Source organism: Microcoleus sp. B3-D2, assembly GCF_036705345.1.
Classification (GTDB): Bacteria; Cyanobacteriota; Cyanobacteriia; order Cyanobacteriales; family Microcoleaceae; genus Microcoleus.
In genome coordinates this window covers 14,116-40,593 of record NZ_JAUBUG010000048.1, presented here as the reverse complement: position 1 = coordinate 40,593, position 26,478 = coordinate 14,116, and the positions used below count along the sequence as shown (strand labels likewise).

General features: G+C 46.4%; 21 protein-coding genes and 1 tRNA gene. 10 read left to right on the top strand and 12 right to left on the bottom strand.

Annotated elements, in window-relative coordinates; translation table 11 throughout:
- Positions 1-281 precede the first annotated feature (281 nt).
- The 4 genes from QUB14_RS18595 to QUB14_RS18580 form a co-directional block, all read right to left on the bottom strand.
- Positions 282-878, bottom strand: a complete 597-nt coding sequence (locus QUB14_RS18595) for an RtcB family protein (protein WP_333218534.1) — start codon at positions 876-878, stop codon at positions 282-284.
- Between the two features lie 346 nt (positions 879-1,224).
- A complete protein-coding gene (locus tag QUB14_RS18590) occupies positions 1,225-2,139 on the bottom strand; it encodes a hypothetical protein (RefSeq protein WP_333218533.1) in 915 nt (304 codons plus the stop codon).
- A gap of 465 nt (positions 2,140-2,604) precedes the next feature.
- Positions 2,605-4,440, bottom strand: coding sequence for an APC family permease (locus QUB14_RS18585; protein ID WP_333218532.1), 1,836 nt, complete (start codon positions 4,438-4,440; stop codon positions 2,605-2,607).
- Between the two features lie 67 nt (positions 4,441-4,507).
- Positions 4,508-5,347, bottom strand: coding sequence for a prephenate/arogenate dehydrogenase (locus tag QUB14_RS18580; protein ID WP_333218531.1), 840 nt, complete (start codon positions 5,345-5,347; stop codon positions 4,508-4,510).
- A 38-nt stretch (positions 5,348-5,385) separates the two neighbouring features.
- On the opposite strand from QUB14_RS18580, the gene QUB14_RS18575 reads away from it, so the two are divergent.
- From QUB14_RS18575 to QUB14_RS18550, 6 genes are all read left to right on the top strand, one after another.
- The gene (locus QUB14_RS18575; RefSeq protein ID WP_190662306.1) at positions 5,386-6,948 is read left to right on the top strand and encodes a pentapeptide repeat-containing protein; all 1,563 of its coding nucleotides are present in this window, start codon (positions 5,386-5,388) and stop codon (positions 6,946-6,948) included.
- 96 nt (positions 6,949-7,044) lie between these two features.
- Complete coding sequence (locus QUB14_RS18570; protein WP_333218530.1) at positions 7,045-8,607, top strand: pentapeptide repeat-containing protein; 1,563 nt, start codon at positions 7,045-7,047, stop codon at positions 8,605-8,607.
- Positions 8,608-8,686: 79 nt separating this feature from the next.
- On the top strand, positions 8,687-10,249 hold the full coding sequence (locus QUB14_RS18565) for a pentapeptide repeat-containing protein (protein ID WP_333218529.1): 1,563 nt from the start codon (positions 8,687-8,689) through the stop codon (positions 10,247-10,249).
- A gap of 515 nt (positions 10,250-10,764) precedes the next feature.
- Positions 10,765-12,273: a helicase C-terminal domain-containing protein gene (locus QUB14_RS18560; protein WP_333218528.1), complete on the top strand. Its 1,509-nt coding sequence runs from the start codon at positions 10,765-10,767 to the stop codon at positions 12,271-12,273.
- A 65-nt stretch (positions 12,274-12,338) separates the two neighbouring features.
- A complete protein-coding gene (locus QUB14_RS18555; RefSeq protein ID WP_333218527.1) occupies positions 12,339-12,551 on the top strand; it encodes a DUF2839 domain-containing protein in 213 nt (70 codons plus the stop codon).
- A gap of 125 nt (positions 12,552-12,676) precedes the next feature.
- A tRNA-Val gene (locus QUB14_RS18550) sits at positions 12,677-12,748 on the top strand.
- Between the two features lie 79 nt (positions 12,749-12,827).
- Here QUB14_RS18550 and QUB14_RS18545 read toward each other — a convergent pair.
- From QUB14_RS18545 to QUB14_RS18525, 5 genes are all read right to left on the bottom strand, one after another.
- Positions 12,828-13,034, bottom strand: a complete 207-nt coding sequence (locus QUB14_RS18545) for a type II toxin-antitoxin system HicB family antitoxin (protein ID WP_236506884.1) — start codon at positions 13,032-13,034, stop codon at positions 12,828-12,830.
- Entirely contained in the window at positions 13,034-13,231 is a 198-nt protein-coding gene (locus tag QUB14_RS18540) for a type II toxin-antitoxin system HicA family toxin (protein WP_265237275.1), read from the bottom strand. Before QUB14_RS18540 ends, QUB14_RS18545 begins: the two co-directional genes overlap by 1 nt.
- Before the next feature lie 229 nt (positions 13,232-13,460).
- Positions 13,461-14,474: a hypothetical protein gene (locus QUB14_RS18535; RefSeq protein WP_333218526.1), complete on the bottom strand. Its 1,014-nt coding sequence runs from the start codon at positions 14,472-14,474 to the stop codon at positions 13,461-13,463.
- A gap of 34 nt (positions 14,475-14,508) precedes the next feature.
- The gene (locus tag QUB14_RS18530; protein ID WP_333218552.1) at positions 14,509-14,826 is read right to left on the bottom strand and encodes a type I restriction-modification enzyme R subunit C-terminal domain-containing protein; all 318 of its coding nucleotides are present in this window, start codon (positions 14,824-14,826) and stop codon (positions 14,509-14,511) included.
- A 9-nt stretch (positions 14,827-14,835) separates the two neighbouring features.
- A complete protein-coding gene (locus tag QUB14_RS18525) occupies positions 14,836-15,066 on the bottom strand; it encodes a hypothetical protein (RefSeq protein ID WP_333218525.1) in 231 nt (76 codons plus the stop codon).
- 45 nt (positions 15,067-15,111) lie between these two features.
- Between QUB14_RS18525 and QUB14_RS18520 the strand changes: the two genes are divergently transcribed.
- Both QUB14_RS18520 and QUB14_RS18515 read left to right on the top strand, forming a co-directional pair.
- Positions 15,112-16,053, top strand: a complete 942-nt coding sequence (locus QUB14_RS18520; RefSeq protein WP_333218524.1) for a DNA polymerase beta superfamily protein — start codon at positions 15,112-15,114, stop codon at positions 16,051-16,053.
- A gap of 119 nt (positions 16,054-16,172) precedes the next feature.
- A complete protein-coding gene (locus tag QUB14_RS18515; RefSeq protein WP_333218523.1) occupies positions 16,173-16,949 on the top strand; it encodes a DNA polymerase beta superfamily protein in 777 nt (258 codons plus the stop codon).
- 61 nt (positions 16,950-17,010) lie between these two features.
- Here the strand turns inward: QUB14_RS18515 and msrA are convergent, their stop codons facing one another.
- Together msrA and cobJ are read right to left on the bottom strand one after the other, a co-directional pair.
- Positions 17,011-17,634, bottom strand: a complete 624-nt coding sequence (gene msrA, locus QUB14_RS18510) for a peptide-methionine (S)-S-oxide reductase MsrA (protein WP_333218522.1) — start codon at positions 17,632-17,634, stop codon at positions 17,011-17,013.
- Positions 17,635-17,741: 107 nt separating this feature from the next.
- On the bottom strand, positions 17,742-19,517 hold the full coding sequence (gene cobJ / locus QUB14_RS18505) for a precorrin-3B C(17)-methyltransferase (protein ID WP_333218521.1): 1,776 nt from the start codon (positions 19,515-19,517) through the stop codon (positions 17,742-17,744).
- A 209-nt stretch (positions 19,518-19,726) separates the two neighbouring features.
- Between cobJ and QUB14_RS18500 the strand changes: the two genes are divergently transcribed.
- A complete protein-coding gene (locus tag QUB14_RS18500) occupies positions 19,727-23,689 on the top strand; it encodes a cobaltochelatase subunit CobN (protein ID WP_333218520.1) in 3,963 nt (1,320 codons plus the stop codon).
- Positions 23,690-23,778: 89 nt separating this feature from the next.
- Here the strand turns inward: QUB14_RS18500 and QUB14_RS18495 are convergent, their stop codons facing one another.
- A complete protein-coding gene (locus tag QUB14_RS18495; protein ID WP_333218519.1) occupies positions 23,779-24,390 on the bottom strand; it encodes a COP23 domain-containing protein in 612 nt (203 codons plus the stop codon).
- A gap of 370 nt (positions 24,391-24,760) precedes the next feature.
- Here QUB14_RS18495 and QUB14_RS18490 point away from each other — a divergent pair, with 370 nt between their 5' ends.
- A complete protein-coding gene (locus QUB14_RS18490; RefSeq protein WP_333218518.1) occupies positions 24,761-26,446 on the top strand; it encodes an NAD-binding protein in 1,686 nt (561 codons plus the stop codon).
- Positions 26,447-26,478: the final 32 nt, after the last annotated feature.

Below are 26,478 nucleotides of genomic sequence, written 5' to 3'. Positions count from 1 at the left end.
AACCCCCAAAAGTTGAAGTGATTTTTTAGGGAACAAAAGACTTGGGTTCAGCAGCCGCAATCTTTTTCAAGATAAGTTGAAAGGCAACTTTTCTAATGACTAAATTTATGACATATCATTTTTGATATGTCAACCCTTTCAGGGAATTTTTAATAAATATATAGCGCTCCTAAATCATTTGTGAATTTCTTACTCCCTCCCCTTAGTAAGGGGAGGGCTGGGGTGGGGTAAAAAATTTACGACTCCTGCAAGGATGGCTATATACGATTTACCAAGCGGTGTCAGAAACCCGGTTTATGCCTAGCAAAATCGCATCCAAACCAAAGATTTTGCGAAGAAACCGGCTTTTTTGGGCCAGCGCGTCCGACCGCATTCGAGTCTTCATTATCCGAATTAGCCGCGCTGCCGGTTGCCTCGTCTGGCATAGCATCCAGCCATCCTGGAATCCCGTGTTGGAACATCGCGCGAGCAGTTTTTGTAGTCCTGGTGACATCGCGAGTACCGAAGAAATAATCGCCTTTGAGCAATTCTACAAATCGATCGCCCTGACTGAGGAATTGTTCGATCGACAAATCCGCAACGTGTAACCGCATCCCGCAGTTAATATCGGAACCGACAGCCGCCGGAATCACCATTCCTGCTGTTTCTACAATAGAGCCGATCGCCACCCCCGAATCCCCCGGATGGAAGTCAGGAGTAGCGCAGGCGCGGCAAACGCAGCCGCCTTGAGGGTGTCGAACATTCGCCAAATTTGCTAACTGTTTGAGCGCCTTTGCTTCCACAGGAAAATCCTCTGGGAGCAAAACTTCTGCTGTTGGAGCATCGGCATCTTGCCAGTGTTCTTTTCGAGTAGACTTTATTGTCGTAACTAACCTCAAGACTTGGCCGAGACAAAGCTCGCAAAACCCTGTTCAATTTTTTTTGCTGCTGCATAAATAGTCTGTTGTGGGTTGCAGTACAACCGCCACAAATGGAAGAGATGTTGTAGTTAGTAAAATAATTTGGTTCAGTAGCAGCAATCTTTATATAGAGAAGTTGAAGCCAACTTCTCGACTCACTACAAGTATGACACTTCATTTTTTCCGGGTAGATTTACCCAACTTATCTGCCATAGCGAGGTATCCAAGATTTGTGAACCTCTTCCCTGTTCTGCTGTTTTTCAGCGCTGTCAGCGCCGCTCAAAGCTCGTTTCCTCCCTTTTCTGGTTAAATATAAATTAGCTGACTAAGGGTTGAGTTCAGGTTTCCCAAAAACCAGACTTTTTTTCAATTCCCGCCAATACTCCCCAACTTTTGTTTCTCCCAAAGCCCTGCGAATTTTCTGAATCCTGCTGCTTCTTACAGGTGGCTTTCCGTAGTAAAGAAATTGACTGATGTCTTTAGCAAGGGCCGCATTCATGAAAGTTTTAACATCTTCGCGAGCCAAATATTTCTCCCGAACCTCCTGCAAATATTCGTCTTGAGCATTCGTGTGAAATACCGTCCAGCTCGGGTCTTCCATCTTACACAAAGTATATTGGTTGTGAGCCTCCATATATGCGCTAAATGCTTCTTCCAGCAAAAACCTGCCAAACTGGTGTGTTCCTTCAAATCTGGAAGCAATATATTCACCCGCAAATTCTTGCATGACTGCAACGAAGGTACTGTGCTTCATCAAAGAAAAATTGATCGTGCAGGCTTCAATGAAGTACCACCCAGCCCAAGCGTCGAGATGTGGGAACGATCTGTTAAAACCTCCGCCCACTGCAAAAATTTCATCTCGTTCGAGATAATCGATCGCTTCCTCTAACCAACCGTCGTGGCCTTCTCTGTAAGGTAACGTGTCAATTTTGAACCACAATACATACGGCTTGCTAGCGATTGCTCCCGCTGTATACTCCTGAATAAAACATCTATCTTTGTCATTGTCTTGATGGTGCGATGCAATGATTTGCAGCTTATCAATTAAGCCCTCCTGATAGAGTTCCCAATAAACTTTTTGAGTGTCGCTATCGCTGCCACCGTCAACCACAATAACTTCCCCTGGTTTGCCGCCTAAAAACTTAAACCAATCCAGGAGAATCTCTCTATAGGCTAACCCATTGCCAAAATTGGCTGAGACCATCGACACTTCACTGAGTTTGCTTAATGGCTCGCTCATAATTTTTTATTCAAGGAATATAGTGGTTGCTTGTCCCTTACAACTTACTAAAATTTTAGACGATTGTCAATTTTAAATAACTTCATTACCGTAAAAATACTGAGCACTTTACTGTGTGTTTGATTATATTTGTAACAGCACCAGCCCTGGACGCACTCCGGCTCTCATAAACGGGGTTTTTTAACTTAGGACTAAGGCCAAAAAACCCGGTTTCTTCCGCGCCGGTCAGCTAGTCGGTGGACTTGTAGAGTTAATACCTCACTTACGCACCGAAACTTAAAAAACCGCGTTTTTTAACCGATATTCCTCGCGCTACACGGAGGAGTGTGGGGTCAAAGAACCGGGTTTTTACGATACATCTTAGGTTGAGCAACAAAACCTCCAGAAACAAACCGGGTTGCTGCACAAGTCCTCAATAAGTTTGTTTGACAGGCGAAAAATGGCAAACTTTTAATTAGAGATTGCTTAAAGATAATATCTAACCGTTGTTACAACCCGACTTTTTTTAGCCCGCAAAGCCGCTTTCAAAAAGAAAGCAGTTTGATTGTGCAGCAGTCCCTCCCACCAATTTCGCGTCACAAAAGCCGGAATGATCAGCGTTAAATACACTCCCGGTCGCTGCTCTTCAAACAAAGTCAAAAAGTGAGTCAAAGCCTCACCAACAGAACGGTAAGGCGATTCGAGAATTTCCAAAGGAATGTCTGACTGCAAATCTTTCCAAGCTAATTGTAATTTTTCTCGATCGGTCAAACCAATATCTACGTGAACTGCCACAACTTCATCAGCAATTAAACGCGCGTAATCAAGGGCCTCGAAAGTTCCCCGGTGCAACTGCCCGACTAACACCACTGCCGGATGTGTTACCGTCTTAACTCTAGGTCTGGGAAGATAAGACCTCGGTTCTATTCCCTGAATGCTCAAGCGAGCCGTTACATACCGATAGTGTCGGCGAATAGCTAAAAATAGACTGACTACGATCGGAATAGTTACTACGACAACCCAAGCTCCCAAAAGGAATTTTGTAGCGAGAATTACAGCCAAAACTCCCGTTGTTGCCACTGCACCAACACCGTTCATCACAGCACTAAGTTGCCAACCTTTACCTCGTTCCTTAAACCAGTGAACTACCATTCCAGATTGGGAGAGAGTAAAAGAAGTGAAAACTCCAACCGCATACAGGGGAAGCACCGCGCTCGTATTGCCTCGAAAGATGATAATTAAAAGAGCAGCGCAGAAGCTGAGCAGATTAATGCCATTAGAATAAACCAGTCGATCGCCCAACAGCGACAACTGCCTGGGCAAGAACCCGTCCCGCGCCAAAAAATAACAAAGTCGCGGAAAATCTGCATAACTCGTATTCGCAGCCAACAGCAAAATCAACAGAGTTGCTGCCTGCAAATAGTAATAAAATATACCCACACCAAAAATCTGTTTTCCCAACACAGAAAGGAGCGTTTCATGTTCGCTAGGAATCACGTGATAAATATTACCCAAGTAACTAATTCCCACAAACATCACTCCTAGAATTACCCCCATATAGGTCAAAGTCAGGCTCGCATTTTTCCATTCAGGAGGCTTAAAAGCCAATACCCCGTCTGATATGGCTTCAACTCCTGTCAAGGCCGTACAGCCCGCTGCAAACGCGCGCGCCAGCAGAAATAATCCCAAAGGTTCCTTAGCCGGAATATTTTCTAATGTCGGCAAAACGTGACCTGTTGCCTGTTGATATAAACCCGTGCCAATCAAGATAAAAATTACCACGATAAACGCATAGGTAGGAACCATAAATATATTGCCCGATTCCCGCACGCCCCTGAGATTGGCAAACATGACTAAGACAATAAAAAATAAACACAGTTCCACTCTATACGGTTCCAATCCGGGAAATGCTGAAGTTAAGGCCGCCACCCCAGCCGAAATACTGACTGTTACAGTTAAAATGTAGTCAATCATCAGTGAAGCTGCTGCGACCAAACCGGGATAAATACCTAAGTTTTCTCGCGCCACAATGTAAGCACCGCCACCGTTGGGGTACGCTTTAATTGTCTGTCGGTAAGACAGGGCAACGATCGCCAACAGTAAAATAATAATTCCAGAAATAGGCAGCGATAAACTCAAACTACTACTCCCTGCTAGTAACAGCACGAGCAGAGTTTCTTGAGTAGCGTAGGCAACAGACGAAAGTGCATCGGAAGCCAGAACAGCTAGTCCTGCAGCGTTGCTTAGGCGTTCATGAACCGATGCGCTAGTGGGGAGAGATTCACCTAGTAAAAATCGCTTGAGTCGAGAATAAGTGTACATTGAAACTCAATATATAGGCATCCACAAATCATAATCGAGACGGGGAAAGTTTTAAGTATTTTTTGGCTCACAATTTGTAATTTTGTCTCGCTTGTTGAGTCAGCTTCAGCTTGTGTTCGAGAGCTTGCCAATTTTCGGCAGCGATATCGGTGATGAACTCGTCAAGACTGTCGCGGTAAATAGAGAGCGATCGCAACAATTCCTCTCGATTGTACTTTGCCACCATCACTCCCAGCTCGGGATTGCCGCCGCCAACGCGGCTCGTGTCCCGAAAACCCGAACTCGCCAAATGTTGGGCTAAATTAACAATATCCCGATCGCCCTCTCGATCGCAGGCAGCAACCAGCGTCGCGCTCGCCATGAGCGGCAAATGAGAAATCCAAGCCACAGCTCGATCGTGTTCTTCCGGCTCACATCGGTAAACTTTAGCACCCAGCAACCGCGCAATTTCCTCAACCTTATCCACCGCAAGCGCCGGCGTCTGGGGAGTCGGCGTCACCACGTAAGGCCGCCCGACAAACAAATCCGGCACCGCCGCCTCAATTCCGCTTTCAGCAGTCCCCGCCATCGGGTGTCCCCCGACAAAGTTCGGCCACAGAGAAGACACAGCCTGCACTATGGGTGTTTTTACGGAACCGACATCCGTTACAATAGTATCCCGGGAAAGATAGGACACCAACTCTCGGACGATCGGCTCGATCGACCCCAGCGGCGTGCAAATAAAAACTACATCGGCTGCTGCCATTAGAGACAGGTGTATGCTGGCTTCATTGACAACACCGCGAGCTTGCGCCCGAGAGCAAGTCTGCAGCCGACTGGAAACCCCAAAAACATTAAACCCGCGCGATCGCAAATCCAGCCCGATCGAGCCGCCAATTAAACCCAGTCCTACAATACCGATATTCATAGCAATAAAATGGGGATATTTGATACGGTGCCGCCCCCATGACAGTCGAGGAACTCCTGAAAAAATATGCCGCCGGAGAAAGAAATTTTGCCGGAATCAACCTGACTGAGGCCAACCTCAGCGGCGTCAACTTGAGCGGAGCCAACCTCAAGGGTGCGAATCTGAGTGTAGCAAACCTGAGCGGAGCCAACCTCAGCAAAACCAACCTCATCGGTGCCAAACTCAACATTGCCAGACTCAGTGGCGCCCATCTAGGCGGCGCCGACCTCACCGACGCCGACCTCAACGTCGCTTACCTAGTGCGAGTTGACCTCAAAAAAGCCATACTCATAGGAGCGAAACTGATCAGAGCCGAACTCATTCGAGCCGAACTCAGCGGCGCAAACCTCAGCGGCGCAAACCTCAGCGGCGCCACCCTCACCGAAGCCACCCTTCGAGGAGCCAACCTCGCTCAAGCCAACCTTCGAGGCGCTCATCTCAGTGGCGCGTGCTTGACAGAAGCCAACCTCGAACAAGCCAACCTGCAAGGCGCCGACCTCAGCCGAGCCGACCTCAGCGGCGCAGACTTGCGAGGCACAGAACTGAGACAAGCCAACCTCACTCAAGCCGTACTCAGCGGCGCCGACCTCAGCGGCGTCAATTTGCGCTGGGCAATCCTCAGCGGCTGCAATCTCCGCTGGGCCGACCTGAGCGAAGCCAAATTGAGCGGTGCCGACCTCAGCCGAGCCGACCTCTGTCACGCCGACCTGTCAAATGCCAGTTTAGTTCACGCCGACCTGACAAATGCCTATTTGATCCGCGCCGACTGGATTGGAGCCGACTTAACCGGAGCCACCTTAACCGGAGCCAAACTCCACGCAGTTTCGCGGCTCGGCATCAAAACCGAAGGCATGACCTGCAAGTGGGTCGATCTGAGCCCCAACGGCGACCACAGCCAAATTTACTGGTTGAACTCTGGAGGAACCCACGAATTTTTTCACGAAACCTTGCCCACAGTTCGGATTGTGATTGACTCGCCCTTAGATCAAGGCGCTCATTTTGCCCTAGCTGCCACTTATTACCAAATTGCCCAACAATACCCGAGTTTAAGTCAGCCTCCCACGATCGAAGTCAGCTCCAGGCGCACCGTACTCGCCTTTAAAATGGACAGCGACGATAAATTATTTGCCACCGCTTACGTTGCCATCATTCCTTTTAACGACGCCGCCATCACTCAAAAAAACCTGATCGCTTTGATGAAAATGATTCAATCTCACGATGCAGGCAAGCTTAACGTCAAAGAATCTAAACACGTCCAGTTATGCAGCAAAGCTCTCAACCAAGCTATTAGCAAAGTAGACCAAATCAAAATTTCCAGTTCTTTTCCAAAAATCGGCGAAAGCATCAATTTTTTTCAGATTCCTACACAGATGATCTTAATTAATTCGCGCGACCAAAGACTCAGCGTATATCACCACCCCGGCTTCGGCAAGCGCCTAATTAAAAAATACGAGCCGAGCAACTCAACCTCGGGTAAGTTAGCCGAAAGCACAAAATTAGGTCAAGCTAATATCACTAGCATTTTGGATTTTATAAAAGGGTTCCATAATATAGATGTCTAGGCATATTGCATCAAGTTACAAAAAATGCTTATTCTAGTTTAAAGGTTGGCACAACAAAGCTTTGTTCTAGCTAACACATCAGGGAAATTGAAAAGCATGGATGCCCAAGAACTCATCACCAAATATGCCGCAGGAGAAAGAGACTTTACTGCTATCCTCCTTTGCGAGGCAAATCTCAGCAGGATCGATCTCAGCGGGGCTAATTTCAGTGAGGCAATCTTGAGCCTGACTAACATGAGCGGCACCAATTTGTCAAACGCCAACATGAGAAAAGCCAAACTCAATGTTGCCAGACTCAGCGGTGCCAATCTCTACAAAGCCAACCTCAGCGGCGCTATCCTCAACGTGGCAAACTTGATTCGAGCCGACCTCAGAGAAGCCCAACTCGTCGAAGCTACAATGATCAGATCCGAACTGATCCGAGCCGACCTCAGCAGTGCGAACTTGACCGGTGCAAATCTCAGCGAAGCAGATTTGAGAGAAGCAACCCTCAGAGAAGCCAATCTAGAGCAAGCCGACCTCAGCGGGGCTCACCTGAGAGGCGCTTCCCTAATAGCGGCCAACTTGGAACGGGCCAACTTGCACAGAGCCGACCTCAGCAGGGCAGACTTGCGAGGAGTCAACCTCTGCAATGCCGAACTCAGACAAGCTAATCTGTCTCAGGCAAACCTCAGTGGCGCTGACTTGCGAGGCGCTAATCTCCGGTGGGCTGACCTCAGCGGAGCGAACCTGAGCGGTGCTGACCTCGATGAAGCGAGATTGAGCGGGGCCAACTTGTACGGGGCAAATTTGAGCAATGTCAATCTGTTGAACGCTACTCTGGTACACGCGGATTTGACTCAAGCGAATTTGATTCACGCTGATTGGGTGGGCGCAGATTTGACGGGGGCGGCCCTGACGGGGGCAAAAATTTACGCGGTGTCTAGGTTTGATGTCAAAGCAGATGACATTACCTGCGATTGGGTTGACCTCAGCCCTAACGGCGATCGCAGCCACATTCAGCGCTTTACCCCAGAAGAATCTCAAAGGTTTTTCAATGCTACACCACCGACAGTTCAAATTATTGTCGATCGACCCCTCGACCCCGATGCTAACTTTGTCCTTGCAGCTACCTACCGCCAAATTGCCCGTCAATACCCTGCTTTGAGCCATCCTCCCAGTATCGAAGTTAATTCCAGACGCACAATCATATCATTTAAAATAGAGCAGGACGAGCAACTATTTCCCACAGCTTTCGTTGCGATTCTTCCCTTTAGTGATGCAGCATTTACTCAGAAAAATTTGATTACTCTGATCAAGATGATTCAACCCCAAAGTGGTAATAACCTGGGCGTCAGAGTCTCAAATATGGTAGTGCAATTAAACGTAGCTCTGACCAAAGCAATGAGAAAAATAGGGGAAATGAAAATTCAGCCGATTCGCCTCGATCGCGAACCGATGTCAAGTTTTTTCCAATCGCCTACCCAAACTGTACTGGCTAACTCCAGCGCCGAAACTTTGATGATTCACTATCACCCAGATTTTGGCAGAAACTTGACAAATTTGCCCGGAGTCAACAAAACGTCTATCAGTCCTGGAATTAAAGCCCAAAGATTTACCACCCCGCCGCTAAATACGGTCATTGAGTTTGTCAAAAGCTTTTATCAGCTCGGTGAGTAAATACTATAAATTAATTTGATATCATTTCTATTCATGCCATATAAAATTTAGCAAATTGCCATTTCATTTAAGTAAAAAAATGCAAGCTGAAGAACTGCTCAAACGATTTGCACTCGTCAAGAGATACACAGAAGGTGACAGAGATTTCACAGGAATCAACCTGAATGAAGCTAATCTCAGCCGCATCAACCTCAGCCAATCAATTTTAAGGCGGGCTAGCTTATTTGTCACCAACCTCAGCGGCGCTAACTTGAGCGACGCTAACTTGAGCGAAGCTAATCTGAATGTGGCGAGACTCAGTAGCACTAATCTTTCGCGGGCAATCTTAAACGGGGCTACTATCAACGTAGCAAACTTAGTGAGAGCAGATTTAAGTGCAGCTCAATTAATCCGAGCATCCCTGATTAGAAGCGAATTAGTCCGCTGCGAACTCAGCAAAACTAACTTCAGCGGCGCAAACCTGACTGAAGCAGATTTAAGAGAGGTAAAACTGACTGAAGCTAACCTGTGCGGTGCTAATCTTTCCGGTGCAAATCTCAGAGGTGCTTCGGCTGCTTCAGCTAACTTTCAAGAAGCTAACTTACACGGCGCAGATTTGACGAAAGCAGAACTTAGCGGCGTCAATTTGAGCAATGCCGATATGAGACAAGCTTCTTTGCAACAGGTGAATCTCAGCAGTGCCAATTTGAGCGGAGCTAACCTTAAATGGGCTGATTTGACGGGAGCTAACCTCAACGGCGCCGATCTGAGCTGTGCTAAATTGAGCGGAGCTAACCTTAACGGAGCAGATTTAAGAAATACTAATTTAGGAAGTGCTAGTTTCGTGCACGCTGATTTGACAGAAACAAATTTGATTAATGCAGATTGGGTGGGCGCTGATTTGAGGGGAGCAACTTTAACAGGAGCAAAACTGTATTTGGTTCCTAGGTGTGGGATCATAGCAGAGGATATTACTTGCGAGTGGGTTGACCTCAGCCCCGCAGGCGATCGCACTCTGATTCAACAATTTAATTCGCCGTCAGAATCGATAAAATTTTTAAATCATACGCCTGGGTTAGTGCAAATTGTGGTTGACGCACTTTTAGACTACTCAGCAAACAGCACTTTAGCAACAGTTTACAGCGAAATAGCTCGGCATTACCGGGCAATGAATTTTCCTCCTAATATTGAAGTCGGCTACCGCCGCACAACTCTAACTTTTAGATTTGAGAGCGATGAGCATTTATTGCCAGCAGCTTTTTTAGCGATTCTTCCTTTTAAGGATGCTGTACAAACTCAGAGAAATATTATGGTTATCGGCAAAAATATCGAAATTCAAAATTTGGAAGAGAAACGAATAGTGCAGTTGCGTAAAGCATTGAGTACAGCTACAAATAAATTAAATGAGTTGATAAATCTTGTCTCTAATATATCACGGGTTAGTCAGCCAACAAAGTTTTTTGAGTCACCTACCCAAACTATTTTAATTAGTTCGGGACAGGAGAGTTTGATGGTGAATTCTCACGGGAATTTTGGGAAGGGAGGTGCAACTCATCAGGACAGTAAATTCAGTTTGCCTCTCGGTCAAAAAGTAGTTGATTTTCTGGCCAGTTTTGATTATAAGGAATACCCTGAAAACCCCGTGAATTCAGTCCGGGGATGAAAGGGCGTTGCAGGATTTATCCTGCCTGTTCTCTTTACCTCAATCCTGAATCTAAAATCCAATCTTTTTAATTCAAAAAACTTTCTTAAAAAGTTGGACAAGACGGGACAATATGGTAGACTAAGACAGTCAAGGTTAAACTCCTTTGTCATAGTGAAACAGTTAAGACACACTTTTAGGCATGAACTGGGGGACAAAGTGCGGCGAAAACACTCTAAACAGCCGAAAGCGAAAATGTAGGTTTCAATCCAGCCAACATAAACTTGTCTACTGGGAATTGTTAAGTAGGGTAGGGCATACCCAAACTCTAGATAAATATTCTAGTACGCTTTTGGAGATAGATCCGCTGGGGTGTTTCTGAATTGGACTCGTCAATTGGTGGTACTCCACGGTTGAAAAGTTTAAGTATTGCCGTGAGGACAGAACATTTTAAGGTCAGTCGCTGAATTAAGAATCCCCTCGGCTTCAGCCAGGGGAGTGTCAAGTTGAGTGAGAAATGTCAATTTTAAAACCGATTGATTGAGGTAGAAGTCCACAACTCATTGCTCCGCTTCCTGCGATCGCACTCCGAGCCGCACTGGCCACACCATTTAACGATGGCGCGGCTCGTGGCGCGGGCTTTGCGCTTGGGGCGCAGCGCTCTGATCCAAACAGGGCTTCCCGCTGGAGCTTACCGACAGCGGTATCGAGTCAGCTATTTGATGCCGGTTTTGATGTGGCCGGAGCCTGTGATTTTAGTGGCTCCGACACCGCTGATCGAGCATTTGAGAGCAGTGGAAATTCCGCGTTTGCAAGAGTGGCTGCAAACAGAGGGGTCGATCGAGACTTATTCGGATCGTGCCACGGGGCGAGGATTGATGCTAGCCGATCCCGAGTCTTGGCTGGCGGCTCGCTTGGCGGGGAATTCGGAACTTCACAGGAATATTCCGACAATTATCGACGGTGTGGATGACTTGGAAGTTTGGACGCGCCAGCAATTGACGGCAGGTTTCCAACCGGCTGATTGGAATGATTTAATGCAATCTCAGCCTTTGGAAGCCGATGCAATCCTCCAAGGGCGGGTAATGCTAACGCGGGCATTCTTTCGGCATCCGGCGAAACCAGAGGAGTGCTATTTGCTGGAAACCGCAGAGCAAAATATTTTGAAGGGGCTGTTTGAAACGATCGAGCCAAACCCCCTAATTCCGGCTGCTTGGAGCAATTTTTGGCAGCGGTGGGAAACCAACGGAAAACTGCGGTGGGCGGAAATTCATCGGGAGGCTGGGTCATTTTCTCTGTACTGCGCGCCGGTGCAGGTGGCTGAGGTTTTGAGCAAAATTTGGGATTGTCAGCCTGTGGTGTTGATTGGCGGGGCGGTGGATGTGGAACCGAAGGCTCCGATTTTCCGGGAAATGCTGGGGCTTCCAGAATTGACGAGCGTTAAGTTTTCGCCCGATCGACAAAGCGAATTAATTCAACTGTACATTCCCAACTGGCTGCCGCTGCCGAATACGCCGGAATTTCAGGGTGTTTTAATTGAAGAAATTCGGACTTTGCTGTTGATGAGCGCGTCGGTGGCGGGTTTAACTGTGCTGATTGTTGGTGATGTACCGCTGAAGGCAAGGCTGGCGGCGATTTTGGCTTCTGAGTTCGGTTCTCGGGTGCAGGTAGAAAAAACAGATGTGGGCGAGAATGCGATTTTGGTGACAGGGTGGGAGTTTTGGCGGGAACATCAGGGGGAATTGAGGGCGCCTCACTTGCTGGCGATCGCAACTTTGCCGCTACCTTCTTTGGAAAATCCTTTGGTGACGGCGCGTGTGGCTTATTATAAGGAACGGCGCAAGGATTGGTTTCGGTTGTATTTGCTGCCGGCGGCGCTGAATGAGTTGCAGCGGGCGATCGCGCCTGTGCGAGAACGTCAAGGGGTTGTGGCGATTTTCGACAGCAGGGTGATTCACCGCAGTTATGGACAGCAGGTTTTAGCGGCTTTGAGTCCTTTTGCGAGGATTGATTATTTGGATACGACTTGGCTGACGCAGGCTTGAGATCACCTGTTGACTTATAATTTGGTTAGGTATCCAGTTGAAATCTAATTTAGTAGACAAAGATTATGGGTGAATCTAAGCGTCGCAAAGAGTCGATCGGCGACGAATACGGTAAGGAAGAACGCATCGTTGCGTGGCTGCCAATCACGAAAACCCAAAGCCAAGATTTTGTCAAGTGGACAAGTCGCGGAAGCTGGATCGGGATTGGCCTTTTGGCGGCTTGGTGGGTGGTAGTGCGGTTTGTCGGCCCCGCGGCGGGTTGGTGGCAGGTTAACTGATGCCAGACTCGACAAATGCCTGTATTCTTGGCATTGTGTCGAGTTTAACTCGGAAACCAGCGGCTGATTTTTTAGGAAAAATTTAGTTGCGAATTTGGGCTTGGTATGGTATATTAATTATCTGCGGGCAATTAGCACAGTGGTAGCGCACTTCCTTCACACGGAAGGGGTCACAGGTTCAAATCCTGTATTGCCCATTGAATTTATTTTCTTTCTTAGTCCCCCTCTGCTGGGACGAAATTTTGTGTAGCCGCGGTTTCAACCGCCGTCACCTTCTTAAGCTTCAACATATTCGCAAATAGAGACAGGTTCGGGAATAGGAAAAGCATCCTCTTGTAGTCCTTCAATATGAAATGCGATCGCCTCTTTAATTAAATTTCTCACCTCTTCTAAACTTTCAGCCACAGCTACACATCCAGGTAAATCGGGAACATAAGCACCGTAGCTAGTTTCACCCTTCTCAATTACAACAGCATAACGCATTAATCTTCCTCCTCTTCTAGTTGAGCTTGCCGCCAAACACTTTTAAGCGTACCAATTGGCATATCCACGCCTAAATTACCTGACACCGTGACAGTCCCAGCCTTTTCTGGGTGTTTAAATTGACGATGACTGCCCTTTGTTCTAGCTAAATACCAACCATCATCTTCTAACATTTTAATAACTTCTCTAACTTTCATTTTTCATCTATAAAACTCATCAAGTCCCGCACTTCTATCCCCATAATATGCTCTAACTTCAGCAACCTCTCCATTGTAACCTGCGCCGCTGATAAAAAACCTCATCCTGCTTTGGGTTTCAGAGTCCCGACGATCGTAATCTCTCCCAAATAGCGTCAACTGGCGATCGGAGTTCAGGGTCAGTGAGCATCGTTTTCTAAATTAAAAACACAAGTTGCTAATTATTTGATTAATGAAGGATAATTTCCCCGATCTCTAGTAATTCTTTTATGGATAAAATAGGAGGCATATCAATTTCTTTAAAACTTTTTCCAATTTCCCAGCAAATAATCATATCGCAATTTTCTGTCGCCTCCTGATGTTTATGCCTCCAATAGTTAAAACTCTCTAATTCAAATTCAATATCCAGCTCTATATTGATATTATCCACGGAACCAAACAAATCGATATCATCCACGGAAGGAAACAAACTTAATTGCTGAGCTATAGATTTTGTTAGCTCAATTTTTGCATCAGGAAACTCAACTCGGATGTAAAGTATTCTAGAAAAATTATATTGCTTTCCTTTGTAATTAATTGTCTTTTTTCTAAGAATATGGAAGATGGTACAAAATAAACCTACTAATCCTTGTTCGCTAATAGGAGCATACGAGTATATAGATGATACCTCTTTAAAAGAATTATGAATTGGTAACTTATCTATAGGAATAGCTTCTTTAAGTGGATCTTTCTTATGTCTTGTTCTGCGATTACTGTCTTCGATATCTTGATTTAAACTCTCTATAAAAATTTCTTGAAGAATATCGTCTGATAACAACGAGTTTTCTTTGGCGGATTCTATAATCTGTTTAAGTACAAGTACCATGTTACCGTCATAAGGAACTTTATTTTCGCTATTTTTGCTTTTAATATTTTCCTCGGCCCACCGCATCGTTTTCAATACTTTATTTTTTAACTCATCTGGCATTTCCGCAAGGGTGTAAAGATGAGAGACTAACATATTATCTGTTATCATTTCCAGCGGAATTTTTTCATAGATTTTGATGTATTGCTCAGCAGTATTGGCTGTAATATTAAATTCTTTTTTTGTATAATCGTTGAAATTTTTGTATTTAGGCTTAAAATTCTTGTTAGTACGAATGTCTCGTAGGGTTTCTCCAGCTTTCCAGGCTTGCTTTGCAGATTTTTGAGTGTTGGTGATAATTTTCTTCAGTTGAGTAGTAAGTTCGTCAAAGTTAGCCATATTTTTCTAAAAAAATTAGTTTCGTGTTTCAGTTTTAAGCCACAAACCGTTCTGTAAACTCAATCACCTCATCTACCTGTTCTTCACTAAACCATCGCTCAACAGCATCCTCTCCAAACCTGTCTAACGGTTCCTCATACAAATCCGCCACCTCCAACCGTCGCTTTTTCAAAAACACATTCTGCACGATCCTTAAAAACAGAATCTGATTGGAGTTAAACTGCCGTTGGGCAATAAAATCCTCAAAATTCCGCCTTACCACATCTTGATAATCCGGCAATGCCTCAATCTCGAACAGCTTTTGCAGAAACGATAATAAACTATTCACCTTCAGATTAAACGCCTTGCGAATATTCGACTTCTACAACTGCACGTTTCCCCCATGCAACTCTTGCCTCAGTGTACGCTCTAACGCCACCAGTTGCAAGTCCGTCACCGCTTCCCCATTGCGAATTGCTGCAATAGTCGGGTGAGTCTCCACAATCTCCCACACCTTCGCCTCAACCCGCTGGCGGTATCCCTCTTTGATAATTAGACAATTTTCAACTAGGCCAAATCCCCGATCGCCCAAAACCCCTTTTATACTACACATATGCTACACTAAGATTGTAGCTCGTGCCCCGCAGGAGGTTTCATCATGGCAAATGCCAATATTCCTCAAAATTTCAACTTAATCCTACCCGCAGGAACCCAAATTGTTACCAAAATCGAGGTCAAAAACCCTGCCAGCAACCAATCTTGGAAACCGGGATTAGTAGGCGTCATCGTTCAATCGCCTACGGACAATTCCCACGCATATTTAGTCAAACTCCCAGACGGAACAGAAGTTAGTCTGCGGCGGCACGAACTCAGTATCCGCAAGCAATTTCAGAGCGAAGGATTGCAGTCAGGAGGAGATTTTCTTGCAGAATACAACCTCTATGATTCTGTAATTTACCGCTGCATTGTTGGTTCCAGAGCCTACGGTCTTGATAACGAGCAATCCGATACTGACAGACGCGGGATTTACCTGCCGCCGGCAATACTTCATTGGTCGCTTTACGGCATTCCAGAACAATTGGAAAACAACGAAAATCAGGAATGCTATTGGGAACTGCAAAAGTTTTTAGTTTTGGCACTAAAAGCTAATCCAAATGTGCTAGAATGTTTGTACACGCCTTTAGTAGAAACTGTTTCTCCTGTAGCACAAGAATTGCTGGAAATTAGGGAAATCTTTCTTTCTCAATTGGTTTATCAAACTTACAATAGCTACGTTTTGTCTCAATTTAAAAAAATGGAGCAAGACCTCCGCAATACCGGGGAAATTCGTTGGAAGCACGCGATGCACTTAATTCGCTTGTTGCTGTCAGGAATTACGGTGCTCAAGGAGGGGTTTGTACCCGTTCGCGTGCAGGATTATCGATCGCAACTTTTATCTATCCGCAACCAAGAAATATCCTGGGATGAGGTGAATCGCTGGCGGTTGAGCTTGCACGGTGAGTTCGATCGCGCTTTTGCTGCAACTTCCTTACCGGAACGTCCTAATTACGAGAAAGCGAATCTGTTTTTGATTAAATCTCGCAGAGGTGCGATCGGCTAAAAGGGGCGGGTTTACGAGATCGTTAATTTGAGACATATATGGTTGGTAAAACCCGCCGCTACAGGTATTTGCGATTGTTTAACCGGAATTGAAATTAGCATTGATAAAATGTTGAAAAAATGACAGAATACATCTCGAATCTCGCCCCAATTATCTCCGTTCAACCTTATCCGCTGCTGTTTGCGACTGTCAGCGGTTCGCACTTATACGGGTTTCCTTCCGCAGATTCTGACTTCGACTTGCGGGGAGTACACATTTTGCCGGTACCGAAAGTAATTGGGCTGATTTCTGGAGAAGAAACAATCGAAGTTTCGGAAGTTCGGGAGGGAATGCAACTCGATTTAGTAACTCACGACATCAAGAAATTTTTTGAGATGCTGTTGAAGCGCAACGGCTACGTGCTAGAACAACTGTATTCGCCGCTCATAGTTTACACTACAAAGGAACACGAGGAATTAAAGGCTATTGCCTCGAACTGCATAACCAAGCACCACAGCCACCACTATCTCGGTTTTGCTCACAATCAGTGGAAATTGTTTGAGAAAGAACAGCCGCGCCGGGTGAAACCGCTGCTGTATGTTTACCGGGTGTTGCTGACTGGGATTCATTTGATGCAAACGGGGGAGGTAGAGGCAAATTTGGTAAAACTAAATGAAAAATTTCAGTTGTCGTACATTCCCGATTTGATTGCGAGAAAGCTCGGCGGGGAGGAAAAATCGGTGCTGGAAGATGCTGAGATCGAGTTTTATCGACAAGAGCGCGTTCGACTGGTTAATATATTGGTAGATGCAAGCAGTACAAGTCATTTGCCGTCAAATTCTGATGCAAAAGTTCCACTCAATGAACTATTGATTAAGGTGAGAATGTCATCTCTAAGCTGTTCCACGTCTAATTAGTCGTAAGGTGCGTATTGCTGCGGACGGGCGGGACGCCCAGCCCACCAGAGTTGGGTAAAATTTAATGTGGGATTCTGGAGACTATTTTCTCTAATTTATCGCATCCGGCTGCAGACAAACCAAAATCTCTAATTTCCTCTTGGAGATTGGAGAAACTGCCGAAGCCGGCGAGATAACCGTTGACTCTTGCTGCTACAGTGGAGTTAACAAACTGAGTGCGATCGAATTCTTGCATCAGTTCCGGTTCCTGACGCAAATAATATTTTTGATGGTAATCCTCCGCCCAAAAAAACTGGGTCAAGGGCTGAATTAATGTATAAATTTCGCCGCCATTAGCTTTTTCGCGATCGAGTTTTTGTTCAACACATTGCTTTTGTGATTCACTGCGATAGAAAACGGCATCCATGTACTGGCGAGACCAACTAGGAGATTGCCGGGGATTGTGACTTCTCCAGAAAATCTCTAGCAGTTCTGTATAGGAAATTTGCGATCGATCGAAATCTATTTCGACCGCTTCAATATGATTCCCTATGTTATGATAAGTCGGGTTGGCTGTAGTCCCGCCCGCGTAACCGACGCGAGTTCGCACGACTCCTTCGATAATTCCAAACTGCGCGTCGGGAGACCAAAAACAACCAAGTCCAAAAGTAGCTGTTTCTATTGTTTCTGGTAATTTAGTGTTCATTGGTGGCGGGTTGTGTGAAGAAGATTTTTTTTATTAACCGCAGAGGGCGCAGAGGGCGCAGAGAAAGAGGAAATAGAGAAATGTTGCTTTTGACAAATCACTTAGACTTATTTTTCGTACCTGCGCGGCGTGTAAACCCAAACATCTCCATATTTGCGGGGAATAATCCGAGTTTGACTCGAACCGACAATAACTAATGTTCTCATGTCGGCGTCTTGCGGCTGGAATTCGCCGAGGGTGCAAACGCGCACAGATTGACCGGGCCGGCCGAGGTTTCGCCCCAATATGACGGGGGTTTTAGGATCGCGACTTTGCAACAAAATCTCGATCGCCCTGGAGAGTTGCCAAATCCGCTGTTTCGAGATGGGATTGTAAAATGCCATCACTAAATCGGCAGCAGCAGCGGCCGCAATCCGCTGTTCAATGACCTCCCAAGGCTTGAGAATATCCGAAAGCGAAATCACGCAAAAATCGTGTCCGAGGGGTGCTCCGATCGCAGCAGCGGCCGCCTGCATGGCTGAAATGCCCGGTGCCACCCGAATATCAATGCCTTGCCATTCGGGTTTGGCATCAAAGTCGATCGCCTCAAACACCGCCGCCGCCATCGCAAAAATACCCGGATCTCCCGACGAAACCACAGCTACAGATTGACCCGATGCTGCTAAATCTAGGGCAAAACGGGCGCGATCGATCTCTTCGCGGTTGTCGGAATCGTGCCGCTTTTGCCCTTCCCGCAGGGTTCCTGCTAAGTCGAGATAGAACTTGTAACCCACCCAATCCGTGGCTTCGCGCAGAATTTCCTTAACCTCCGGGGACATCCAGGGCGCGCCTCCGGGGCCGGTACCGACGATCGCGAGTTTGCCGCGGCTAATTCCGATCGCGCTAGCATTTATGGGCTCGGCGGCCAGGGCGAGCGCGCAATTCAGGGATAAAGTGCGATCGCATTCGATTAACTGACTGTTTGCACCTGCTGCTGTCAGGGCAATTTGTGCAGCCTTATTTTCGATGAATCCAATTGAGTCTAATTCGACAAGTTCGGAGAGATTGAAAAAGCGGACGGGGACTTTAAAATATTGTGAAACTGCTTCAAGTGCCGGATTTCCCATCTCATGTTTTAATGCAAAAAATCCAGCAACAGAAGCTGCTGCTAAATTTGTTTTTGCCAGTAATTCCTGCACGCAATACAGGGCTATTTCTGGCTGAATATTCGATAGGTTCGCGAGTGCAACTGCTGCAATTTGCGGATGGTAAACCAAACAATCTGGCGTCGGCGCAATTGCTTTTTCGGTGACGCGGATAGTTAATTGGGCGTCGGGGGCGATCCTCTTCGAGGGCTTCGCTAACGGCAAATTGCTCTCGGAAAGCCAGCTTGCAACCCCTTCTAGGCGTACTTTTGCCCCGGCGAGCAAATTTGAAATAAAAGTCTTCGCATCTTCTGGATTCGCCAAATAATAGCCTTGGGGAGGACTCAGCAAGGCGGTGCGAAACCGGATATCTCCGGTGGTGGTAATTGCAGGCTGTACGCCTAGGGCGGCTGCAATCTCTCTGGCCAAATCATTAACGCCGTGCAAACCCCCCACCAGAGGTACTACGGCGCTTCCGTCTTCTGCGACGGCTAAAACTGGCGGTTCGGCGCGTTTGTCTGACAGCAGCGGGGCGAGGGTACGGATGATTATTCCGGCGGCGCAGATGGCGATGATTGGGGTTTCTGTTGCAAATAATTCCCGCAATGTTTCGCCGAAGTTGCTAAAGTTGATGTCTGTGTCGTTCGTGCGATCGATTAAACCGTAAATCTGGGAACCGGGGAAATGTGCGGAGATTTTTTTGGCGATCGGCAGGCTGTTTTGACCTAATATAACTATTGCGGGAGGAATTCGATTCACTGTTTTAATTATGCTTGTGTTTGGATTGGTCTGATTATTTTAATATTTTCTTAGATTTGACGAACCGCGAAGGCGCGAAGGGCGCGAAGAAAGAGAAGGAAGAAGTTTATCTTTTGTGTTGTTCTGTCTGGAAGTGGCACAGGCATCTTGCCTGTGCTTTTCTGCAATTAGTCTATCATTAAAAGAAGCAAATATTTCGAGGTAGGGCTGTGAAACGCATTGTCTTAATTGCAGGGTTTGAATCTTTTAATGCTGATTTGTACCGCAAAGCTGCCGAGTTGGCTGTTTCTGGCTGTCAGGGATTGGAAGTACGGGTTTTTAGCGATCGCGCCCTCGTAGACGAACCCGACGCTGTAGCAGCCGCCCTCTCGAATGCTGATGTGTTTTTCGGGAGTTTGCTGTTTGATTACGATGCGGTAATGTGGCTGCGGGAAAGGGTGCAGAATATTCCGATTCGCCTGGTTTTTGAGTCGGCTTTGGAATTGATGAGTCTTACTCAAATCGGTGCTTTTAAAATTGGCGACAAACCGAAGGGAATGCCGAAGCCGGTTAAGTTTATTCTGGATAAGTTCAGCAATGGGCGAGAAGAAGATAAGCTGGCTGGTTACATCAGCTTTTTGAAGGTTGGGCCGAAGTTATTAAAATATGTGCCGGTGCAAAAAGTGCAGGATTTACGCAACTGGCTGATTATTTATGGTTACTGGAATGCGGGCGGGGCGGATAATGTTGTCTCGATGTTTTGGATTATTTCCGAAAAGTATTTGGGGCTGAAGGTTGCAGAAATTCCGCCGCCTGTGGAAACTCCCAATATGGGTTTATTGCATCCTGATTATAATGGTTATTTTGAATCGCCTCGGCAATATTTGGATTGGTATCTGAGTCATCAAAGTGCTAGGGGCGGGCAAGATGCCCGTTCCACAAAAGAGGCTAGACATCTTGATAGAAAGGGTTATAACGGGCAAGATGCCCGTTCCACAAAATTTGAGAGTAATTTGTCGGAAAATTATGACCAGGTTTCTAACGGGCAAGATGCCCGTTCCACCAAATTTGGAACCAATGGGTTCCCTAATTTCAAGCAAGTAAAATCCCCTGTTGTGGGCATCTTGCTTTACCGCAAGCACGTTATCACCAAGCAGCCTTATATTCCTCAATTAATTCGCTATTTTGAAGATGCGGGAATTGTGCCTTTGCCGATTTTTATCAATGGCGTTGAAGGCCATGTAGCGGTGCGGGATTGGATGACTACTGCTGATGAAACTGCACGGCGAAAACAAGGCAATATTGAAACTCTTTCGCTTTCTAAAGATGCTGTGGAAGTTGATGCGATTGTTTCTACTATTGGCTTTCCTTTGGTTGGCGGGCCTGCTGGTTCGATGGAGGGTGGAAGGCAGGTGGAAGTTGCTAAGCGCATTTTAACTGCTAAAAATGTACCTTATTTTGTGTCCGCACCTCTGCTGATTCAGGATATCCATTCTTGGACTCGTCAGGGGATTGGAGGTTTGCAAAGTGTGGTATTGTATGCTTTGCCTGAGTTGGATGGCGCGATCGATCCTGTTCCCCTGGGCGGTTTGGTGGGTGAGGATATTTATCTGGTGCCCGATCGCGCCAAACGCCTGACCAGTAGAATTAATAATTGGGTGAAATTGCGCCAAACTCCGCCATCTGAAAGGAAAATTGCGATTATTCTCTACGGGTTTCCTCCCGGTTACGGTGCGGCGGGTACGGCGGCTTTATTAAATGTACCGAAATCGCTGCTAAATTTCCTGCACAAACTTCAAGCAGCAGGTTATACAGTTGGAGAAATTCCGGCTGACGGTGAGGAGTTAATTCGCAGGGTGAAAGAGGCGGATGATGCAACCGCAGATACAGGCGGATTAACGCGGATGAACGCAGATGCGGAGGGGATTTACGGCAATACTGTTAATGTCAAAACTTTAGAAAAATGGCTGGGCTATCTGTTAACAAGTCGTATTGAAAAACAGTGGAAATCTTTAACTGGTACAGGCATTAAGACAGACGGCGACGAGTTCCAAATCGGTGGCATTCAACTGGGGAATGTGTGGATAGGTTTGCAGCCGCCTCTGGGAATTTCGGGCGATCCGATGCGCTTAATGTTCGATCGCGATTTGACGCCTCACCCTCAATACGCTGCTTTTTACAAGTGGCTGCAAAATGATTTGCAAGCTGATGCTGTGGTTCACTTCGGAATGCACGGCACTGTTGAATGGTTGCCGGGATCTCCTCTGGGAAATACTGGCTATTCTTGGTCGGATATTTTGTTGGGAAGTATGCCGAATCTTTATATCTATGCTGCCAACAATCCCTCAGAATCGATGTTGGCAAAACGGCGCGGTTACGGTGTTTTGATTTCTCACAACGTGCCGCCCTACGGCCGCGCGGGATTGTACAAGGAATTGATGGCTTTGCGGGATTTGATTGCGGAATATCGGGAAGATACAGCAAAGAATTATGTGCTGAAAGAGGCTATTTGTAAGAAAATTTTAGATAGCGGTTTGGAGGCTGATTGTCCGTTTGATGAGGCTCGCAAGTTGGGTATTGCTTTTAGTTTTGAGACTGTGGGAATGTTCAGTGGTGATGCTTTTAACCGCTATTTGGTGAAGCTTTACGAGTATTTGCAGGTGGTGGAATGTCGCTTGTTTTCTTCGGGTTTGCACGTTCTCGGGGAACCGCCTAATTCTGAGGAAATGACCTCTTATCTTGAGGCTTATTTTGGGGAGAGGTTATCACAGGAACAGGTGAAAGCAATTGTTTCGCAAACAAGCACAGGCAAGATGCCTGTGCCACAAACAAGCACAGGCAAAATGCCTGTGCCACAAGAGGGGTTTGATGGGGTTTTTGAGGAGGGTTTGTTGGTGCGGGATTTGTTGTTGCAAACTTCGGATGAGTTGACTAATCTTTTGCGGGGTTTGAATGGGGAATATATTCTGCCTGCACCGGGTGGGGATTTGTTGCGGGATGGGGCTGGGGTGTTGCCAACTGGTCGGAATATTCACGCTTTAGACCCTTATCGGATGCCTTCTCCGGCGGCTTATGAAAGGGGGCGCGAAATTGCTCGGAAAATTATTGATAAGCACCTTGAGGAACAGGGGAATTATCCTGAGACTGTGGCGGTGATGTTGTGGGGTTTGGATGCGATAAAAACGCGGGGCGAATCAATTGGAATTCTGCTAGAATTGGTGGGGGCTGAACCTCTTAAAGAAGGTACTGGCCGCATTGTTCGCTATGAATTAAAACCGTTAGCTGATGTCGGTCATCCCCGGATTGATGTGTTGGGAAATCTTTCGGGGATTTTCCGAGATAGCTTTGTGAATATTATTGAATTGTTGGATGATTTGTTCGTGCGGGCAGCGGATGCTGATGAACCGGAATCGGAGAATTTTATTCGCAAACACGCTTTAATTTTGCAGGGACAAGGTGTGCAGAATTATTCCGCAAGGTTGTTTTCTAATCCGGCTGGGGATTTTGGTTCTTTGGTTAACGATCGGGTTGTGGATGGTAGTTGGGAATCGGGGGATGAGTTGGGCAAAACTTGGGAAAGTCGCAATGTTTTTAGTTACGGGAGGAAGGATAAGGGGGAAGCGAGGCCAGAGGTTTTGACTCAGTTGTTGCAAGGGTGCGATCGCATAATTCAAGAAATTGATTCTGTTGAATACGGTTTGACTGATATTCAAGAGTATTATGCGAATACTGGCGGTTTGAAGAAAGCCGCAGAAAAGCAGCGCGGCAAAAAGGTTAACACGAGTTTTGTCGAAAGTTTTTCTAAGGATACAACTCCGCACAATTTAGAAGATTTGCTGCGCTTGGAATATCGAACTAAGTTGCTCAATCCTAAGTGGGCTAATGCGATGGTCAATCAAGGTTCGGGCGGCGCTTATGAAATTTCGCAGCGGATGACAGCATTAATTGGTTGGGGCGGAACGGCTGATTTTACTGATAGTTGGGTTTACGATCAGGCTGCTGATACTTATGCTTTGGATGAAGAGATGGCGAAGAAGTTGCGGGAGGCAAATCCTGAAGCTTTTCGCAATATTGTCGGCAGAATGTTGGAGGCTAACGGGCGGGGTTTTTGGCTGCCCGATGCGGATAAGTTGCAGCAGTTGCGCGAGTTGTACGAGTTAACTGATGAGAAAATTGAAGGGGTGACAGTGTAGTTTTTTTACTCTAAATATTGTGGGGCGGGCTAGAAGCCCACCCCACAATATTTTCAAAATTTTTCAGGTGCAAGTTAGAGGCGCGGCTATTAAATACCTCGATCGCCCTGCGGTTTTGCTACAGGAACTGACGGTTTATTATTGGGAGAGTTAAAAGCTCGATCGACCATATCTCCAAAGGGAACAAACTGCGGTGCAGCCGATTGAGCTCCGGTTCTGAACGTTGTAACTGGCCCGCTGCCGTCTTGGGCAAAATTAATCAATCTCGTTAAAGCATCACCGGGATTTTTAGCATTTCGCTTGTCTAAGGTGAACAGCAGATTTTGAGAGTTGCAGCGCCCCTGTCCGTTCACGTAACAAACTACGGGCAAGTTATTAACAATTCCTGTTGTTAACTGCAAGTTGCTCAGTCTTCCGCCATTCTGGGCAACAGCTTTGGTCAATCTATTGGAAACAATTTGGCAGCGCTGCCAAGGTGTATATTCGCGGCCGAACTCGGTAGATTTCCAAAGAATCATTGGATCGGTCGTGACATTTCCCCGCCGTGCAATTGTGACAAAATTTCGGCCGGAAGTAACGCACTGAAATGTTGTTCTAGTGCTATTCAAAGAGTTGCTGGTAGCTGCTTGCACTTGGCTTGCAAAGGGGACAGTACCGGCGAACACTAAAGCGGATGCTAATAAGGGTGCAGTCAATTTCATAATAACTCCTGCCGCTAAGGCAGCTAAATTTATGTAGGAAGTCATAGTTGTAGGGACAGGGCAGTGTCCTGTCCCTGCCTATTCAGATTCTGCTGGTTGGCTGTCACACCCGGATATTTTTCAAATATTAAATTACGTTATTGCACCTCATATCTGTAGGTACAGGACACTGCTGTGTCCTTGTTTTAAAACTTGGGAACGCGGCTTTAGGGAGACGGCAGTCTCGTGTCCTTGTTTCAAAAGTTCCAGGTTACGGCGGCACAAGTTTCCTAGATAGTCTTTTTAGCTACATTCTGCAAAGCCTAGGCAGTCAACAATGGTAAGTAAAACTACAAGGACAGCTCCGAAATTGGCTGGCCAATAAATTTTTATGAAACCTCGAATCATTGTTTGCGGGTTGGGCCACACGGGACACAAGATTTTTTGTTTGTTGAGACAGCAAGGAGCGATTGTGGTTGGTATTAGCGATCGCCCAATTCGCGGCGAAACTTCTGATGTGGTTGTCGGCAATTTGCAAGCAGCTTCTACCTTGTTGGCGGCTGGTATTCAAAACGCTCACACTTTAGTAATTGCAGCAGACGATGATGCTGTGAATTTGGCAATTTTGATGCAGGCGAGGATTCTCAATCCTCAGATTCGCATCATCAACAGATTGTTCAATACTAGCTTGGGCGACAGGATTGACCACACTTTGCCCGATCACGCTTCCATGAGCGTTTCATCGTTGGCGGCTCCGGTTTTTGCCTTTGCGGCTCTCGGAAGTCAGGCGATCGGACAGTTGCGTTTGTTCGATCGCACTTGGCCAATTCACGAAGAATATATCGATGAAACACATCCTTGGAAAAATCGAAAACTGAGCGATTTGTGGGACGATCGATCGCGAATGTTGATTTATTATCTGCCGGCTGCTAACAAAACTGATTTAGTATCGGCGGTGCTTGCCGATCGGCAGTGTCAGCAGGGCGATCGGCTAATTGTTGCCACTCAGCCGACTATCCGCAGCCCCCACAAAACTTTAACTCAAAAACTGCTCAAAACATTAACTAGGCTGCACAGATTTCAGCAGCACAGCCAAGCAGCAGTAATTGTTGTACTGACGCTGCTGTCAATGATTGCCGTTGCTACTGCTACCTATATTTGTGTTGACGATAATATCTCAATTGTTGATTCTCTCTATTTTTCAGTAGGGATGATTACGGGAGCCGGAGGCCATGAAAAAGTAGCCGAACAAGCTCCCGAAAGCATTAAACTATTTACAGTTATCATGATGTTAGTTGGAGCCGGCATCATCGGCATCTGCTACGCACTGCTCAACGATTATGTATTGGGAACTCGCTTTACCGAATATTGGGATGTGGCGCGAGTTCCGCAGCGCAATCATTACATTATTTGCGGACTCGGAGGAATTGGCATCCAAATTGCTAAAGAACTGCATACTAACGGTTACGATATTGTGGCGATCGAGCAAGATCCGAACAGCCGATTTCTGAGCACGGCTCGCTCAATGAAAATTCCGGTCATTCAGGGAAGTGCTAGTTTGCCCGCTACTCTGGAAGCTGCTAATGTTAAGCAAGCGGCAGCACTTTTGGCGGTAACTAGCAGCGATATGTCTAATGTCGAAATTGCCTTGAGCGCTAAAGGATTGGCACCAAAACTATCAGTTATTGTCCGCAATCAAGACCCACATTTTGCTTTGATGGTGCAGCAAGTTTTTGAGTTTGAAGGAGTTTTGAACCCGACGGAATTGGCGGCTCCTGCTTTCGCGGCGGCGGCAATTGGAGGCAGAATTTTGGGCAACGGAATGACTGCTGACAGTCTATGGGTTTGCTTGGCAACATTGATTACGCCAAAACATCCTTTTTGCGGCCACCGCATTCAAGATGCTGCTAAGTCTGCTGATTTTGTGCCTCTTTATGTGGAAGCTAAATGTCAAACTCTCCACGGCTGGGATTTACTCAATTGTTGTTTGAGTACGGGGGATGTTTTGTATTTGACGATGCCGGCGAATCGGTTGGAGCAACTGTGGAGAACGACCTCGGAATTAATTAAAACTTAATGGTTTGACGCGGGAATTTATGTTGCCGAGCG